Genomic DNA, 16,184 nt, shown 5'->3' with positions numbered 1-16,184 from the left:
CGCTCAATGCCGCAGCGCCGCCGTGATCATGACCACGCCGCCAACCATCACGGCGGCGTCGAGGATCGCGGTGTGGATATGCACCGGCATGCGCTCGACGAAGGCTTTTGCGAGGAACGCGCCGGGAATCGCGATCGCGCCGATCAGGAGCGCAAAGGCCAGCACCTGCGCGGTGACAACGCCAGCCAGGCCGAATACCGAAATCTTGATCAGGCCGGTCATGACCGAGATCACGGCGTCGGTGGCAATCACCGCCGCTCCCTCGAGCCCCGACGCCATTAACAACGACAACAGGATCACGCCGGAGCCCGATGTGCCCCCGACCAGCACGCCATAGCCCACCGCGCTCACACCAAGGCCGGTATCGCCAATCCTGACATCGCGCTTCTTGGCCAACCGGCGCAGCGGCACGCTCAGCATCAGCATGCTGCCGATCACCAGCGCCGCGCCGGTGCCGGTGAGCCGCGTATAGCCGTAGGCGCCGAGCGCGGTGGTCAACGCTGCCGCCGCCATCACGATCAGCGCGCGCCGCCGGTCGGCGTAACGGAAATAGGCCACGAAGCGACTGATATTGGTGATGATCGCCGATATCGCGATGATCGGCACCACCGGCTCGGCCCCGATCAGCGGTACCAGCACCAGCGGCATCAAGGCGCCGGTGCCATAGCCGGCAAGACCGCCGACGATGGAGGCCAGCAGCGCCATGCCGCCAACCAGCACGAGCTGGCCGAGCGAAATGTCGGCGAAGCCGGCGAGAATGCTCACAGACGGTGATCGCGGGTGAAACGGGCGGCGGTCTGGTCGGCGATCGCGGCAAGCACGGATGATTCAAGCGGAAAATCCGCGGCCAGCCAGGCGTCCTCTGCCAGAGTCAGCACGTGCCCGAGCGCCGGGCCCTCGGCAATGCCGCGGGAGATGAAATCGGCCGCCCGCAGCGGAAATTTCGGCGCGCTCCAGCGCTGCGGCAACGTCGCGAGATCGTGCCAGCGCGCAGCGCCATCACTGACGCCACCTGCTCGCGCCCATGCCAGCATCAGCCGGTCGCGGTAAGGATCCTCGCCGAGCCTATAGAGAAGCTGCCGCGCCCGTGCGTCGTCCTTGCTGGCGAGCCGCCACCAGCGATGGCCCATCGAGTCCAGCGCCTTGGTTTCCGCGTTGGAAAGCCGAAGTCGCGCCGAGACGCGCTTGGCGTCCTCGGTGACGGCGACGTTAAGCGCGGCAAGCCGGCGCACCGCGTTCGGCGGCAGCCCCAGCGCGCGTTCGACTACGATCATCGCCGCGAACGCGCCGATATAGCCGACGCCACCGAAGATCGGCAGCAGCAGCCCGGCATCGGCCATGGCCTGCACCGCGACCGCAGCGCCTTCCGCGATCAACAGCTTCAACATTTCCATGCGCACGCGCTCGGCGGAAAGGCTCGAAAGCCCCGCACGGCCGTCGATGCAGGCGAGATACCCGGCACGGTCGGGCTCACCCGCCCCGTAGGCGGCATGCATGCGAAAGAAGCGCAGGATGCGCAGATAATCCTCGGCGATGCGCTGGCTGGCGTCGCCGATGAAGCGCACGCGTCTGGCTTCGATATCGGCAAGCCCGCCGACATGGTCGTGCACGATGCCGTCGGCATCGACGGAAAGCCCGTTGATGGTGAAGTCGCGCCGTTCCGCATCGCGAACCCAGTCGCGCCCGAACGCAACCCGGGCCTTGCGGCCAAAGGTCTCGGTATCCTCGCGCAAGGTCGTGACCTCGAACGGATGTGCTTCGACGACCAGCGTGACCGTGCCGTGGTCGATGCCGGTCGGCACGCATTTGATGCCGGCCGCCTTGGCGCGGCGGGCGACTTCGTCGGGCAGCGCCGTGGTCGCGATGTCGATGTCGCCGAGAGGAATTTTCAGAAGCGCATTGCGCACGGCGCCGCCGATCACGCGGGCTTCCTCACCATCGCCATTGAGCAATGCGAGCACGCGTGCAGCCGGACCCGATCTGAGCCAGGGCGCGTCCGACAGCACGCGCGCCTCGCTCATTTCTCGACTCCGGGAATCAGCTTGCCGTTTTCGATATGCGCGGGAACGTAGGTCGAATCCGGCGGCGCGCCGGAGAATTGCGCGAGCAGGACGAAGCTGATCACGACCAGCAGCAGCGATCCCAGCACCAGTTTGGCGACCAGATGCACGGGCCAGGAGGACGACACCAGCACGCCGGAACGGGTGGCAATCAGAAACACCGCATAGACCGCGAACGGGATCAGGAAAATTCCGACTTCGGTCAGAACCGGACGGATCATGCGAGATAAATCCGTTCATACAGCACGCGCAGGATTCCTGCCGTCGCGCCCCAGATGTAACGCTCGGCGAACGGCATCGCATAATAGGAGCGCTCCATGCCGCGGAATTCCTTGGAATGGACCTGATGGTTCTCGGGGTTCATCAGGAATGCCAGCGGCACCTCGAAGGCGTCGACCACCTCGCCTTCGTTGATCGTCAGCTTGAAGCCGGGTTTGACCCGCGCCACCGTCGGCAGGATGCGAAACCCGAAGGCGGTTCCATAGAGGTCGAGATAGCCGATCGGCTCGATGAAGTCGCGCTGGAGGCCGACCTCCTCCTCCGCCTCGCGCAAGGCTGCGTCGAGCGGGGAAGCGTCGGTTGCGTCGATCTTGCCGCCCGGAAAGGAAATCTGCCCGGCGTGGCTGGACAGATGCGGCGAGCGCTGCGTCAGCAACACGGTGGGCTCCTGGTGATCGACCACCGCGATCAGCACCGCCGCCGGACGCACCGGCTGCTCGCGCGCCACGATCTCGAGCATGTGGTCGTTGCCCGCATCGCCGGTTTTCGGAATGATATCGGGATCGACCAGGCCGGGAGGCACGTCGAAATTCAGCCTGGCCTGGCTCCGCGCGAAGAACTCCGCCGAGTTGATCGGAGCGGCCTGCATTTTTTTCAGCATCGGCTCGTTCAAACCGCGTCCCTCACCTGCTTCGCGTCCGCCATCGTAAAGAACTCGCCGCCGGACTCGATGCCGAACATCGGCTGACCATCGACCACCCGCTCTTCCCCCATGTCAACCAGATCGTAATAGAGCGCGCGGGTCACCTTTGCCCACAGATCGGCGCGGACGTGAAGGTAGGGCGTCAGCCCACCATCGGCGGCCATCTCGAATCGCAGGCGGTGTCCGGAATCGCATGGCACCCAATCGTCGACATTGGTGCGAAAGCGCAATAGCCGCCCGCGATCATCGGCCTCCTTTTGCATCTCCACCGCGAGGAAAGGCGCGTCATCGACTCGAATGCCGACCTTCTCGACCGGGGTCACGAGAAAGTGCTTGCCGTCCTCGCGCTTCAGGATGGTTGAGAACAGGCGCACCAGCGCCGGCCGCCCGATCGGCGTGCCCATGTAGAACCACGTACCGTCACCGGCGATTCGCATGTCGAGATCGCCGCAGAACGGCGGATTCCACAAATGTACCGGAGGCAATCCCTTGCCCGCCGGGGTGGCGTTGGCGGCTTCCCTCGCAGCGACAGTTAGTCCTTCGAGGCCTTCAGCGCCGGTTTGCCCTTGCTTCGCCATTGTTTGCCCTGAGTGTCATCGCCTCATCTGGCACGATTGGTGCACGTGTTCGGAACTGTCCGGACGATTCGGGTCCGTATTATTGCGGATCAAGGTCGCCATATCGTGATGCCGTTCATACCCCGAAACGCCGATAATGTGGGGATAGTTTAATTCAACGAATACATGGCCTTTGCACAGGTTTAGCATGAGGCTCGTGGCATGACGACGCGACCGGCGGTGTCATGAAGCGGTTAGACGGCTGAAGGAGAAAGACATGGCGAGTGCAGACGGTGTCGAGAAACTCGAGGACGCGATCGTCCGTTCGGCCGAACAGGTCGCCGGTCAGATTCGCGCCGCAAAGGAGGCGATCTCCACCGTCATCTTCGGCCAGGAACGGGTGATCGAAAACACCCTGGTGACGATCCTGTCCGGCGGCCACGCGCTCCTGATCGGGGTTCCCGGCCTCGCCAAGACCAAGCTCGTTGAAACGCTCGGCATCACGCTCGGGCTGGACGCTAAGCGCATCCAGTTCACGCCGGACCTGATGCCGTCGGATATTCTGGGCGCCGAGGTGCTGGACGAGAGCAATTCCGGCAAGCGGTCGTTCCGCTTCATCTCCGGACCGGTGTTCGCGCAGCTCCTGATGGCCGACGAAATCAACCGCGCCAGCCCGCGTACGCAATCGGCGCTGCTGCAAGCCATGCAGGAACAGCACATCACCGTTGCAGGCGCGCGGCATGATCTCCCAAAACCCTTCCACGTGCTCGCCACGCAAAATCCGCTGGAGCAGGAAGGCACCTATCCGCTGCCCGAAGCGCAGCTCGACCGCTTCCTGATGGAGATCGACGTCGATTATCCCGATCGCGACGCCGAACGCCGCATCCTGTTCGAGACAACCGGCGCGGATGAGACGCTCGCCAAGGCCTCGATGAACGCCGAGATCCTGATCGCGGCACAACGCCTGGTGCGGCGCCTGCCGGTCGGCGACAGCGTGGTCGAGGCGATCCTGTCGCTGGTGCGCGCCGCGCGGCCCGATCCGGATGGCGGCGACAAGCTGATCGCCTGGGGCCCGGGCCCGCGCGCCAGCCAGTCGCTGATGCTGGCGGTGCGCGCCCGCGCGCTGCTCGACGGCCGCCTCGCGCCCTCGATCGACGACGTGCTCGATCTCGCCGAACCGATTCTCAAGCACCGCATGGCGCTGACCTTCTCGGCGCGCGCGGAAGGCCGCACCATTCCCGACGTGATCAAACAATTGAAGACGCGGATCGGTTGATGGCCGCAGAGACCAGCCACGAGACCAGGGAGATTTTAGCAATCCGACGTGCCGATGGCGAAAGCCGAACGCTCGCCGCTTCGCTCCCCCGTCTCGTGCTCGAAGCCCGCCGGATCGCCGCCAACGTCATCCATGGCCTGCATGGCAGGCGCCGCGCCGGCGCCGGCGAGAGCTTTTGGCAATATCGCCGCTTCGTTTCCGGCGAGCCGTCGCAGAACGTCGACTGGCGCCGCTCGGCGCGCGACGATCATCTCTATGTCCGCGAGCAGGAATGGGAGGCTGCCCATACCGTGTGGCTGTGGCCCGACCGTTCGCTGTCGATGGCGTTTGCTTCGAAGGGCGCGCGCGACTCCAAGCTGGAGCGCGGCCTGATCGTGACGTTTGCACTCGCCGAATTGCTGGTTTCGGGCGGCGAACGCGTCGGCATTCCCGGTTTGATGAACCCGACCGCCAGCCGCAACGTGATCGACAAGATGGCGCAGGCGATGCTGCATGACGATGCGGCGCGCGCGAGCCTGCCGCCGTCCTTTGTGCCGTCGGCGCTGGCCGAAATTGTCGTGCTGTCCGATTTGTGGTCGCCGATGAGCGAGATCAGGCTGATGCTTGCCGGGCTTTCGGCCTCGGGCGCCCATGGTTCGCTGATCCAGGTGGTCGATCCCGCCGAAGAAACCTTTCCCTATTCCGGCCGGGTCGAATTCGTCGAGCCGGAAGGATTTGGCGTCGTCACCGCCGGCCGCGCCGAGAGCTGGGCCAGCGACTATGTCGCCCGCGTCGCCCTGCATCGCGACGAGATCCGCAGCGAGACCAACCGCCTAGACTGGTTGTTCTCAACCCACACCACCAGCCGTTCCGCCGCCGAACTCCTGCTGTTCCTGCATTCGGGCATGATGGCAGCCAAGGGAAGCGCGCGCGGCTCAACCGTCAAGGCGGGGCGCAGCGCATGATAGCGGGGCTTCCCCTTACCTTCGCGCAACCGCTGCTTCTGCTGGGCCTGTTGAGCCTGCCGGTGCTGTGGTGGCTGCTGCGCGTCATGCCGCCGCGGCCGAGGCGGATCGAGTTTCCGCCGACGCGGTTGTTGTTCGACATCCGGCCCAGGGAAGAAACCCCCTCGCGCACGCCGTGGTGGCTGACGCTGCTGCGCCTCGCCGCCGCCGCTCTCGTGATTTTTGCCGCCGCAGGCCCGATCTGGAATCCACAGAGCGGGGTCGGCGGCAGCAACGCGCCATTGGTGATCCTGCTCGACGACGGCTGGAGCGCCGCGGCAAGCTGGGACACGCGGGTCAAGGCCGCGGACGAACTGATCGCCAACGCCGACAATGACCGCCGCGGCGTGGCGCTGGTTCCGCTCTCCGAGACCGCACGCGACGTCACGCTGATGCCGGCCGGCACCGCGCGGGTCGCGCTGCGTCAGATTTCGCCAAAACCCTATTCGGTCGACCGAGTCGACACGCTTGGCGCGCTCGACCGCTTCCTGAAGTCGACCGGCGATGCCGAGATCGCGTGGCTGTCCGACGGCGTCGACACCGGGCGCGGCACTGAATTCGTCGAGAATCTTTCCAAGACCATCGGCGACCGCAAGCTGACGGTGTTCGAGGGCGGCGCGGCCCCGGCACAGGCGCTGGTCGCCGCCGAAAACGCCGCGGCCAAGATGACGGTCAAGGTGCTGCGCACCACCGGCGGCGTCGCCGCGGGTGTGGTTCGCGCGATCGATGCCAAGGGCTCGCCGATCGGCGAGGCGCGCTACGCTTTCGGCATGCAGGATCGCGAGAGCGAAGCGGCGTTCGATCTGCCCGTCGAACTGCGCAACGACATTTCGCGGCTGGAAATATCGGGCGAACGATCAGCCGGCGCGGTGCAACTGCTCGACAAGAGATGGCGGCGGCGCGCGGTCGGCGTCGTCACCGGCGCGACCAGCGACACCGCCCAGCCGCTGTTGGCGTCGACCTTCTATCTCACCCGCGCCTTGTCGCCATTCGCCGACATCCGGCTGGGCGACCGCGGCGCGGCGCAGCAGGTGATCGCGCAATTCCTCGATCAGCGGCTGCCGATGATCGTGCTCGCCGATGTCGGCACGCTGTCGCCGGAAATCCGCGAACGGCTGAACGCATGGATCGATCAGGGCGGCGTGCTGCTGCGTTTCGCAGGCCCCCGTCTGGCGCAGGGCGATGACGATCTGGTGCCGGTAAAACTGCGTCGCGGCGGCCGCACCCTCGGCGGCAGCCTGACCTGGGAAAAGCCGCAGCATCTGGCCTCCTTCGCCGCCGACGGTCCGTTCGCGGGCCTTTCCGTGCCCAAGGACATCACCGTGAACCGGCAGGTGCTGGCCGAGCCGGACGCCGTGCTCGCGACCAAGACCTGGGCGTCGCTGGAAGACGGCACGCCGCTGGTAACCGGCGAGCATCGCGGCAAGGGCATCGTCAGCCTGTTCCATGTCGGCGCCGACTCGCGCTGGTCGGACCTGCCGATGTCCGGCAGCTTCGTTGAGATGCTGCGACGGATGGTCGATATGTCCGGCTACACTTCGAAGCCCGGCGCGGGCGTTGCAAGCGAGACGACCAACGTCGAGACCGTGGCGCCGCTGCGCACCCTCGACGGCTTCGGCGCATTCGGACCGCCGCCCTCGACCGCCAAGCCGATGCCGGCGGATTATCGCGACCGCGCCACGGCGGATCACCCGCCGGGCTTCTACGGCCCGGCCGATGGCCCGATCGCGGTCAACACGATGGCCGCGGCCGATCGCATCGCGTCGCTCGACACATCATCCCTGCGCGCGCAACGCGCCAGCTACACCAACGCCGAACCGCGCGACTTGCGCGGCATTCTGCTGTCGTCGTCGCTGGTGCTGTTCCTGATCGATGCGATCGTGGTCGCGATGCTGGGCGCGGGGCTCGCCGCCCTGTGGCGGCGGCGCACGGCGACGGCGGCCGTTCTGCTGGCGATGATCCTGGCAGCGAGCACGATTGCGCCTTCGCCGACGCGCGCCCAAGGGAATAATCAAGGCAACGACGATTTCGCGATCAAGTCGGTGTCGCAGACACGCCTTGCCTATGTCGTCACGGGAAATGCCGACGTCGATTCCATCGTCAAGGCCGGCATGGCGGGGCTGACGCTGTTCCTGGCGCAGCGCACGGCGCTGGAAGCGGGCGATCCCGTCGGCGTCGATCCCGCGCGCGACGAACTGGCGTTCTTTCCGCTGATCTACTGGCCGATCGTGCCGGGTGCGCCGAAGCCGCCGCAGGATGCCATCAACCGTATCGACGCCTACATGAAACAGGGCGGCACGGTGCTGTTCGATACCCGCGACGCCATCGAGGCGCCGCCCGGCGAGAACGGCGCGGCGCAAACGCCGGGCATGCGCACCTTGCGCGAAATTCTCTCCTCCCTCGACGTGCCCGAACTCGAGCCGGTGCCGCGCGAGCATGTGCTGACCAAGACGTTCTACCTGCTGCGCGACTTTCCCGGCCGCTTCAACACGGGCCAGACCTGGGTCGAGACACTGCCGCGCGAGGATGACGACGAAGCGGCCTCGCGGCCTGCGCGCGGCGGCGACGGCGTCTCGCCCATCATCATCACCTCGAATGATCTCGCAGGTGCGTGGGCGCACCGCCCGGACGGACAGCCGATGTTGCCGCTGACGCCGGGCGAGCCGCGCCAGCGCGAATTCGCCTTCCGCTCCGGCGTCAACATCGTGATGTACACCCTGACCGGCAACTACAAGGCGGATCAGGTCCATGCGCCGGCCCTGATCGAACGGTTGGGGCAATAGGCCATGCAGTACGGCATCGCGTTCACCCCCCTCGTTCCGACAATCGTGCTGTGGGTCGCACTGGCCGCGATCGTCGTGATCGCCGCGCTGTTGCTGCTCGGGCGGTCGCGTGGCGCCGCTGTGCGCGTCGCGGCGCTGGCGCTGATCCTGCTGGCGCTCGCCAATCCCTCGTTCACGCGCGAGGACCGCGAACCGTTGTCCTCGGTCGCGGCTGTTGTGATCGACAAGAGCCCGAGCCAGAATTTTGGCACGCGCAACCAGGAGACGGCCAAGGCGCAGGAGGCGCTGGTCGATACACTGAAGAAGATCAAGGGGCTCGAAGTGCGCGTCGTCGAGGCCGGCCAGGCCGACGGCGAAACCGACGGCACCAAACTGTTCGGCGCACTGTCCTCGGTGCTGTCGGACGTCCCGGTCGACCGCGTCGCCGGCGCGTTCCTGATCACGGATGGCCGGGTGCACGACATTCCGGCCAACGCCGGCGCGCTCGGTTTCCAGGCGCCGGTGCACGCACTCGTCACCGGTCTCAAGGACGAGCGCGACCGCCGTATCGCGATTTCAGCGGCGCCGCGTTTCGGCATCGTCGGACAGCCCCAGACCATCACCTACCGGCTCGACGACCAGGGCGTTAGCAGCCAGCGCGCCAGGATCGTGATCCGCCGCGACGGCGAGGTAATCAGCGAGCGCACGCTCGTGAGCGGCCAGACCTCCAATGTCGAGGTCGACATCAAGCATGCCGGGTCGAACATCGTCGAGATCGAGGCCTCGCCGCTCGAGAACGAGCTGACATTGGTGAACAATCGCGCCGTGGTCGCGATCGAAGGCGTGCGCGACAGGCTGCGCGTGCTGCTGGTATCCGGCGAGCCGCATTCCGGCGAACGCACCTGGCGCAATCTCTTGAAGTCCGATGCCAGCATCGACCTCGTGCATTTCACGATTCTGCGCCCGCCGGAGAAGCAGGACGGCACGCCGATCAACGAATTGTCGCTGATCGCGTTTCCGACGCGCGAATTGTTCCAGCAGAGGATCAACGAATTCCAGTTGATCATCTTCGACCGCTACGCCCGTCAGGGCGTGCTGCCGATCCCCTATTTCGAAAACATGGCGCGCTACGTCCGCGCCGGCGGCGCGGTGCTGGTGTCAGCCGGCCCCGACTACGCCTCCACCACCAGCATCTGGCGCACGCCGCTCGACACGGTGCTGCCGGCAGAACCGGTCGGCGTCACTGAAAAACCGTTCTATGCGCATCTGAGCGACGCCGGCAAACGCCACCCGGTGACGCGTGGCCTCGAAGGCTCCGCCAGCGAGCCGCCGCGCTGGAGCCGCTTCTTCCGCACCGTGGACACGCGCAACGCGACCGGCGCGCCTGTCATGACCGGCGCCGACGGCAAGCCGCTGTTGTTGCTGTCGCGGGTCGGCGAAGGCCGGGTCGCCTTACTGCTGTCGGATCATATCTGGCTATGGGCGCGCGGCTATGAAGGCGGCGGCCCGCATCTCGATTTGCTGCGGCGGATGTCGCATTGGCTGATGAAGCAGCCTGACCTCGACGAAGAGGCATTGCGCCTGCAGATCCAGGGCAAGGATCTCGTGGTGCTGCGCCAGACCATGGCCGACACCGTGCCGCCGGTGACCGTGACGTCGCCGAGTGGCGCCACCAAGGAGCTTGAGCTGACCGCAAGCGAGCCCGGTACCTGGCGCTCCACCCTTCCCGCCAACGAACTCGGGCTGTGGCAGGCAACCGACGGCACGCTGAAAGCCCTGATCAATGTCGGGCCGACCAACCCCAAGGAATTTTCCGAAGTCACCTCGACCACCGACATGCTGAAGCCGCTGGCGCAGGCAACCGGCGGCGATGCGCGCCGCGTGGTCGATGGCACCAGCATCGACCTGCCCCGCGTGGTGCCGGTGCGCGCCTCCGGCATCTTCCACGGCGACGGCTGGATGGGCGTCAAGATGCGCGACGCCAGCGTCGTCAAGGGCGTGGGCGTGCTGCCGATGTTCGCCGGTCTGGTCGGGCTGCTGTTGCTGCTCGGCGCGTTCGCGGCGACCTGGGTGCGCGAGGGGCGGTAGGCGGCTCTAACTTTCTTAGACGTAGCCCTTTCTGACGGTGATAGTTTTACTATCTTTCGTTGCACAAGACGAACGGCACTGCCGATTGGGAGAGAGGCGTGGTTGGGGTTCTCGTATTTGCCGGCGCTTTGGCCACGATCTGGTCAATCTTTAAACACCAGACGGCTTATGCGACGTTGATCTCTTCAATGCCCCCTGAATTCCAACGCGGCGATATCTCGCGGCATGCATTTGGCGTGATCCTCCTCAGTCCTTCGACGCCGTCTGAGTTGCAGTGGGATTATGTGACATCTCAGGCAGGCCTCTGCTTCGCCGCACTCTGTTTCGCATTGGCCTGTTATTTTGCGGGGCGAACGGATGGTGCGGTGCTCTTATCGCTAGGCTCGCTCGTAGGCGCCTACTCAACGATCCGTTCTTGGACGGCCTACCGGAGTAACCGCAATCGGACTTCGGTTCATGACGATGCGAACGATGGATGACAGCAAGAGTTTTGACGGAATGCTTGCTCCGCCGTTGCGCCAATCCCACAGCATCAACCGATTTCACGGCGCCCGCCTGACCTACGGTTGACATCGCCCGATCCTTCCGATGTTATAATATAACATTGGCGGCCAAGGGAGCTTGAAACGCACCTTGGCCGTTCGGGGAAGGCGCAATTCGTCGTGAACTGGTTCCGGAAACACCTCAAGCACGGCTCGCGGCTGGCGCTGTTTGCGCTCGCGATCCAGTTTGCGCTGTCGTTCGGGCATTTCCATGGGGAGATCGCCCGCGCCGCCCCGGCATTTCAGGCCGGGTTGGCCGATACGGACCTCGCCATTTCGGCGGCGCTGGCCGCGCAAGAGGCGCGCTCCGCACAGCAGCCTTCCGGCCACGACACCGATCAGCCAACCTCCGACTGCGCGATCTGCGCCGTCATCTCGCTGGCCAACAATTTCCTGTTCGCCACACCGCCGCTGCTGGAGTTGCCGCAGGCGGTCGAGCTTCTGCACCTGACCACTGGCGCCGAGTTCACGCATCTCGGCTCGCTCCATCGCGCGTTCCAGTCCCGCGCGCCTCCCGTCTCCTGACCTCGATTGATTGATGCACCCTGAGGGGATCGCCGCACATGCGGCCGATCCGCCGAGGGAAAATCGGAATCGACCCGTCGCACATCGACGGGATCAGGATCGGAACAATGACATCGAAGAAGAAACGAGCGTTCCATTTCGGTGGAGCAAGCGGGCTATTGCTATGCGCGATGGCCGACGGTGCACTGGCGCAGGACGCGGCAGCGCCATCCGCATCGACACAACTGCCTGAAATCACCGTGACGGCGCCAAGCCCGATCGTGCGGCGCAAACCGGTGGTGCCTTCACGCACACCCTCGCGGGTCGCGCGCGCGGCGCCCAGCCAGAATCGCGAACGCGCAGCAGAACCACAACCCGCGCCCGTCGCCGCCGCGCCCCAACAAGGCGTGCTGCCCGTCGTGACCGATCCGTTCGCGACCGTGACCGTTGTGCCGAACGAGGAAATCCGCAGCTCCGGCGGCGCGACGCTTGGCGATCTCCTGTTTTCAAAACCCGGCATCACCGGCTCCAGCTTCGCGCCGGGCGCCTCCAGCCGGCCGATCATCCGGGGCCTCGACGGCAACCGCGTCGGCATCGTCGAGAACGGTACCGGCGGCGGCGGCGTCTCCGACCTCGGCGAGGATCATTTCGTTCCGATTGATCCCCTGGCCACCAATCAGGTCGAAGTCGTGCGCGGACCCGCAGCGTTGCGCTACGGCTCGACCTCGATCGGCGGCGTCGTCAGCGCCACCAACAACCGCATTCCGGAGGCCCTGCCCTCCTGCCCCGCCGCGCCGTTCCAGAGCTACGGGCTGCCGGTCAAGGCGCCGCTGGCGGATGCGCAATCAGCATCATGCGTCACCGTCGAAACCCGCACGGCCGTCAGTTCGGTCGATCGCGGCGTTGAAGGCGGCATTTTGCTCGATGCCGGTGGCGGCAATTTTGCCGTCCACGCCGATGCCTATGGCCGCAAGGCCGGCGACTACTCCATTCCCGGCTACCCCTATCTGTTCGACCAGACGCGGCCGGTGAACGGCAGGCAACCGAACTCGGCCGCGCAGGCCGACGGTGCGTCCGTCGGCGGCTCCTACATCTTCCATGGCGGCTTCATCGGCGCCGCGATCACGCAGAACGACGCGCTGTATCGCATCCCCGGCATCGACGGAGCCGATCACCAGACCCGGATCGAGGCACACCAGACCAAGTTCTCGGCCAGGGGCGAATACCGGCCGGACGCGGCGGCGATCGATGCCGTCAGGTTCTGGGCCAGCGCGACCGACTACAAGCACAACGAGATCGGCCTCGCCGATCCCGCCGACCTCTCGTCATTGGGCGTGCGGCAGACTTTTACCAACAAGGAGCAGGAAGGCCGCGTCGAAGTACAGATGGCGCCGTTCAACGCGCGCTTCGCCGCCGTTACCACCGCGCTCGGATTGCAGGCCAGCCACCAGCAACTGACGGCGCCGAGCCCGGACGATCCCGGTAGCCCGCTCAACGGATTGTGGGACCCGAACAGGAACACCAAGGTCGCCGGTTACGTCTTCAACGAACTCAAGTTCACCGACACCACCAAGGCGCAGATCGCCGGCCGTATCGAGCATGTCAGCCTCAGTGGCACGACGCCGGCGTTCATTCCTGACCTGTTCGACCTCAACGTCGACCCCGCCGCCATTGGTCCACCAACCGCACGCAACCTGAACTTCACACCGAAGAGCGCGAGCATCGGCATGATTCAGAATCTGCCGGGCCAACTGGTTGCCAGCATCACCGCTCAATATGTCGAGCGCGCGCCAAAGCCCGCGGAATTGTTCTCGCGCGGGGCACACGACGCCACCGGCACCTTCGATATCGGCAACCCCAACCTCGGCATCGAAACCGCCAAGACGATCGAGGTTGGATTGCGCAAGGCGACAGGGCCTTTCAGGTTCGAAGCGACCGCCTATTACACCAAATTCAACGGCTTCATTTACCGCCGCCTCACCGGCAACACCTGCGAGGATGTCGCCTGTGTCAGCCCCGCCAATCCGGCCGCTCCGCTCGAATTGAATCAGGCGATCTATTCGCAGCGCGACGCCACCTTCCGCGGCGGCGAATTCCAGAGCCAGTTGGATATCGGCCCGCTCAACGGCGGCATCTGGGGCATCGAGAACCAGTTCGATGTGGTGCGCGCGACCTTCAGCGACGGCACCAACGTCCCGCGCATCCCGCCGGTGCGTGTCGGCGGCGGATTTTTCTGGCGCGACGCCAACTGGCTGACGCGGATCAACCTGCTGCACGCGTTTGCGCAGAACGATATCGCCCCGATCGGCGAGACGCCGACCGCGGGCTATAATCTGCTGAAGGCGGAGGTCAGCTACAGGACGAAGCTCGATCCGTCCTGGTTCGGCGCGCGGGAAATGACGGTCGGCCTCGTCGGCAACAATTTGCTGAACGAGAACATCCGCAATTCTGTGTCCTACACCAAGGACCAGGTTCTGATGCCAGGCATCGGCGTGCGCGCGTTCGCCAATCTGAAGTTCTAGAGCTGGCGCCGACGGGTGGCGTTGGCTGGTGGTACCAGCTAACGTCGGCATTGATGACGGTGGATACCGGACCAGGATATCGCACCGCTCACGACATGCCTTGCCCGACGCGCGCTGACGAACACGGATAGATGCCCTCGCCGATCAACATTGCGGTCTACAGCGATGCCCTCGTCCTGCTCGGCACTGCGGGCATCGTCATTCCATTGGTGCGCCGGTTCGGCTTCAATCCCGTCCTCGGCTATCTCGGGGCGGGCGCGATCCTCGGTCCCCTGGGGCTCGGTTCGTTTATCGGCCAATTCCCGTTCCTGTACTGGTTCACCGTGGTCGACGCCAAGAACGTCGCAGGTCTCGCAGACCTCGGCATCGTGTTCCTGCTGTTCCTGATCGGCATGGAACTGTCCTATGAGCGGTTGAAGACGATGCGCCGCCTGGTTTTTGGACTGGGCAGCCTGCAGATCGTGTTCTCCGCCACCGCAATCGGCGCAGTCGTGATCCTTGCGGGCGGCAAGCCGCCGGTGCCGCTCATCGTCGGTGCCTGCCTGGCGCTGTCGTCGACTGCCATCGTCATCGACGTGCTTTCCAGGCAGGGACGGCTGAACACGAGCGCGGGCCGCGCCAGTTTCGCGATCCTGCTGGCGCAGGACCTGGCGGTGGCGCCGCTGCTGCTGTTCATCTCGATTTTCGGCGCCGGCGAAACCGGTTCGGTTGCCGGCGCGCTCATGCTGGCGATCGCCAACGCCGTCATCGCGCTCGGCGTGATCGTCATCGTCGGCCGCGTGGTGATGCGGCCGCTGTTCCGTCTGGTCGCATCCGTGGGCATGAGCGACCTGTTCGTGGCCACCACGCTGTTCGTAATCGTCGCAACCGGGGTGGCCGCCGCGGTGGCCGGCTTCTCCATGGCGCTTGGCGCCTTCGTCGCCGGCCTGCTGCTCACCGAGACCGAATTTCGCAAGGCGATCGAGACCGCCATCGATCCTTTCAAAGGTCTCCTGCTCGGCCTGTTCTTTTTTACAGTCGGCATGAACATCGATTTCCGCGAACTGGCCCGCGATCCTGTTTGGCTGCTTGGAAGCGCCATCGGGCTTGTTGCCGTGAAATCCATCATCCTCACCGCCCTCGCCCGGCTGTTTCGCCTGTCCTGGCGCGCGTCGATCGAAACGGGCCTCCTGCTCGGCCCGGGCGGCGAGTTCGCCTTTGTCGCTATCGGCATGGCGACGACGCTCGGCCTGATCGACGCCAAGGTGTCGAGCTTCACGGTCGCGCTGACGTCGCTGACCATGGTGTTCATTCCCGCACTTTCCCATGTCGCGCGGCGGCTCGCGCCAATGGTGCGCGAAGACAAGCCGCTCGACCCCGAACTTGCCGTCGCACCCAGCGCGAGCGCTGGTCATGCCATCGTCATCGGACACGGCCGGGTCGGACAGGTGGTCTGCGCGATGCTCGATCGGCACCAGTTCCAATACATCGCCGTCGACAATGACGCCGCGGCCGTGCCGGAGCAGCGCAGGCAGGGACGCACCGTCTATTACGGTGACGCGACCAATCCGGAATTCCTGAAGAGTTGCGGCCTCATGCAGGCCGAGGCCGTCATCGTCACCATCGGCGAGGCCAAAGGCATCGACGAAATTGTCGCGCAGGTCCGCGCGCTCAGGCAGGACATGCTGGTGGTGTCGCGCGCCCGCGACGCCGACCATGCGCGGCATCTCTATCAGATCGGCGTCACCGACGCCGTTCCCGAGACCATCGAAGCAAGCTTGTTGTTGTCGGAAGCAGCCCTGATCGGCCTCGGCGTGGCCATGGGGCTGGTCGTCGCCTCCATCCACGAAAAGCGCGAGGAATTCCGGCACGAATTGCAGCAGGCCGCGGGAGGTACCCGGCCTGCCGGAGAGACAACCGGCGTCCGAAGGAAATCGTCTCACTGACCTGCGAACGACGACGGGCGGCCCGACCGTACGGGCCGGTGCG

The 16,184-nt window shown here is 65.5% G+C and carries 12 protein-coding genes; 7 read left to right on the top strand and 5 right to left on the bottom strand.

Translation table 11 applies throughout. The features are described 5' to 3' along the window. Positions 1-3: 3 nt before the first annotated feature. From ACPPVP_RS11500 to ACPPVP_RS11480, 5 genes are read right to left on the bottom strand one after another with little or no spacing between them, the layout of a single operon-like run. Positions 4-765 (bottom strand): TSUP family transporter, encoded by a 762-nt coding sequence (locus ACPPVP_RS11500; protein WP_426534175.1) that lies wholly within the window; start codon positions 763-765, stop codon positions 4-6. Next, positions 762-2,021 carry a CCA tRNA nucleotidyltransferase gene (locus ACPPVP_RS11495; protein ID WP_426534173.1) on the bottom strand — a complete coding sequence of 420 codons (1,260 nt, stop codon included), beginning with the start codon at positions 2,019-2,021 and terminating at the stop codon, positions 762-764. Before ACPPVP_RS11495 ends, ACPPVP_RS11500 begins: the two co-directional genes overlap by 4 nt. Next, complete coding sequence (locus ACPPVP_RS11490; protein WP_426534171.1) at positions 2,018-2,281, bottom strand: DUF6111 family protein; 264 nt, start codon at positions 2,279-2,281, stop codon at positions 2,018-2,020. The genes ACPPVP_RS11495 and ACPPVP_RS11490 overlap by 4 nt, the downstream gene beginning before the upstream one ends. Continuing rightward, a complete protein-coding gene (locus ACPPVP_RS11485; protein ID WP_426534169.1) occupies positions 2,278-2,940 on the bottom strand; it encodes a CoA pyrophosphatase in 663 nt (220 codons plus the stop codon). Before ACPPVP_RS11485 ends, ACPPVP_RS11490 begins: the two co-directional genes overlap by 4 nt. Before the next feature lie 8 nt (positions 2,941-2,948). After that, entirely contained in the window at positions 2,949-3,560 is a 612-nt protein-coding gene (locus ACPPVP_RS11480; protein WP_426534167.1) for a DUF1285 domain-containing protein, read from the bottom strand. A gap of 256 nt (positions 3,561-3,816) precedes the next feature. On the opposite strand from ACPPVP_RS11480, the gene ACPPVP_RS11475 reads away from it, so the two are divergent. From ACPPVP_RS11475 to ACPPVP_RS11445, 7 genes are all read left to right on the top strand, one after another. Beyond that, positions 3,817-4,815: an AAA family ATPase gene (locus ACPPVP_RS11475; RefSeq protein ID WP_426534165.1), complete on the top strand. Its 999-nt coding sequence runs from the start codon at positions 3,817-3,819 to the stop codon at positions 4,813-4,815. Then, positions 4,815-5,759 carry a DUF58 domain-containing protein gene (locus tag ACPPVP_RS11470; protein ID WP_426534163.1) on the top strand — a complete coding sequence of 315 codons (945 nt, stop codon included), beginning with the start codon at positions 4,815-4,817 and terminating at the stop codon, positions 5,757-5,759. Before ACPPVP_RS11475 ends, ACPPVP_RS11470 begins: the two co-directional genes overlap by 1 nt. After that, positions 5,759-8,581, top strand: coding sequence for a DUF4159 domain-containing protein (locus ACPPVP_RS11465; protein ID WP_426537802.1), 2,823 nt, complete (start codon positions 5,759-5,761; stop codon positions 8,579-8,581). Before ACPPVP_RS11470 ends, ACPPVP_RS11465 begins: the two co-directional genes overlap by 1 nt. Before the next feature lie 3 nt (positions 8,582-8,584). Then, entirely contained in the window at positions 8,585-10,648 is a 2,064-nt protein-coding gene (locus ACPPVP_RS11460) for a hypothetical protein (protein ID WP_426534161.1), read from the top strand. A gap of 662 nt (positions 10,649-11,310) precedes the next feature. Further along, positions 11,311-11,715, top strand: coding sequence for a DUF2946 family protein (locus tag ACPPVP_RS11455; protein ID WP_426534159.1), 405 nt, complete (start codon positions 11,311-11,313; stop codon positions 11,713-11,715). 107 nt (positions 11,716-11,822) lie between these two features. Continuing rightward, positions 11,823-14,216 carry a TonB-dependent receptor gene (locus tag ACPPVP_RS11450; RefSeq protein WP_426534157.1) on the top strand — a complete coding sequence of 798 codons (2,394 nt, stop codon included), beginning with the start codon at positions 11,823-11,825 and terminating at the stop codon, positions 14,214-14,216. A gap of 131 nt (positions 14,217-14,347) precedes the next feature. Further along, positions 14,348-16,141 carry a cation:proton antiporter gene (locus tag ACPPVP_RS11445; RefSeq protein WP_426534155.1) on the top strand — a complete coding sequence of 598 codons (1,794 nt, stop codon included), beginning with the start codon at positions 14,348-14,350 and terminating at the stop codon, positions 16,139-16,141. Positions 16,142-16,184 lie beyond the last annotated feature (43 nt).

The sequence above is a fragment of the Bradyrhizobium sp. McL0615 genome (assembly GCF_049993905.1).
In the GTDB taxonomy this organism is placed as follows: domain Bacteria; phylum Pseudomonadota; class Alphaproteobacteria; order Rhizobiales; family Xanthobacteraceae; genus Bradyrhizobium.
The sequence above is the reverse complement of the archived record's forward strand: the minus strand, read 5'-3'. Positions and strand labels throughout refer to the sequence as shown.

What these genes read in the sequence shown, in the direction of transcription:
- ACPPVP_RS11470 (WP_426534163.1), top strand. Translation starts at nt 4,815, where the DNA reads ATGGCCGCAGAGACCAGCCACGAGACCAGGGAGATTTTAGCAATCCGA.
- ACPPVP_RS11475 (WP_426534165.1), top strand. Translation starts at nt 3,817, where the DNA reads ATGGCGAGTGCAGACGGTGTCGAGAAACTCGAGGACGCGATCGTCCGT.
- ACPPVP_RS11490 (WP_426534171.1), bottom strand. Translation starts at nt 2,281, where the DNA reads ATGATCCGTCCGGTTCTGACCGAAGTCGGAATTTTCCTGATCCCGTTC.
- ACPPVP_RS11450 (WP_426534157.1), top strand. Translation starts at nt 11,823, where the DNA reads ATGACATCGAAGAAGAAACGAGCGTTCCATTTCGGTGGAGCAAGCGGG.
- ACPPVP_RS11485 (WP_426534169.1), bottom strand. Translation starts at nt 2,940, where the DNA reads ATGCTGAAAAAAATGCAGGCCGCTCCGATCAACTCGGCGGAGTTCTTC.
- ACPPVP_RS11495 (WP_426534173.1), bottom strand. Translation starts at nt 2,021, where the DNA reads ATGAGCGAGGCGCGCGTGCTGTCGGACGCGCCCTGGCTCAGATCGGGT.
- ACPPVP_RS11480 (WP_426534167.1), bottom strand. Translation starts at nt 3,560, where the DNA reads ATGGCGAAGCAAGGGCAAACCGGCGCTGAAGGCCTCGAAGGACTAACT.
- ACPPVP_RS11460 (WP_426534161.1), top strand. Translation starts at nt 8,585, where the DNA reads ATGCAGTACGGCATCGCGTTCACCCCCCTCGTTCCGACAATCGTGCTG.
- ACPPVP_RS11445 (WP_426534155.1), top strand. Translation starts at nt 14,348, where the DNA reads ATGCCCTCGCCGATCAACATTGCGGTCTACAGCGATGCCCTCGTCCTG.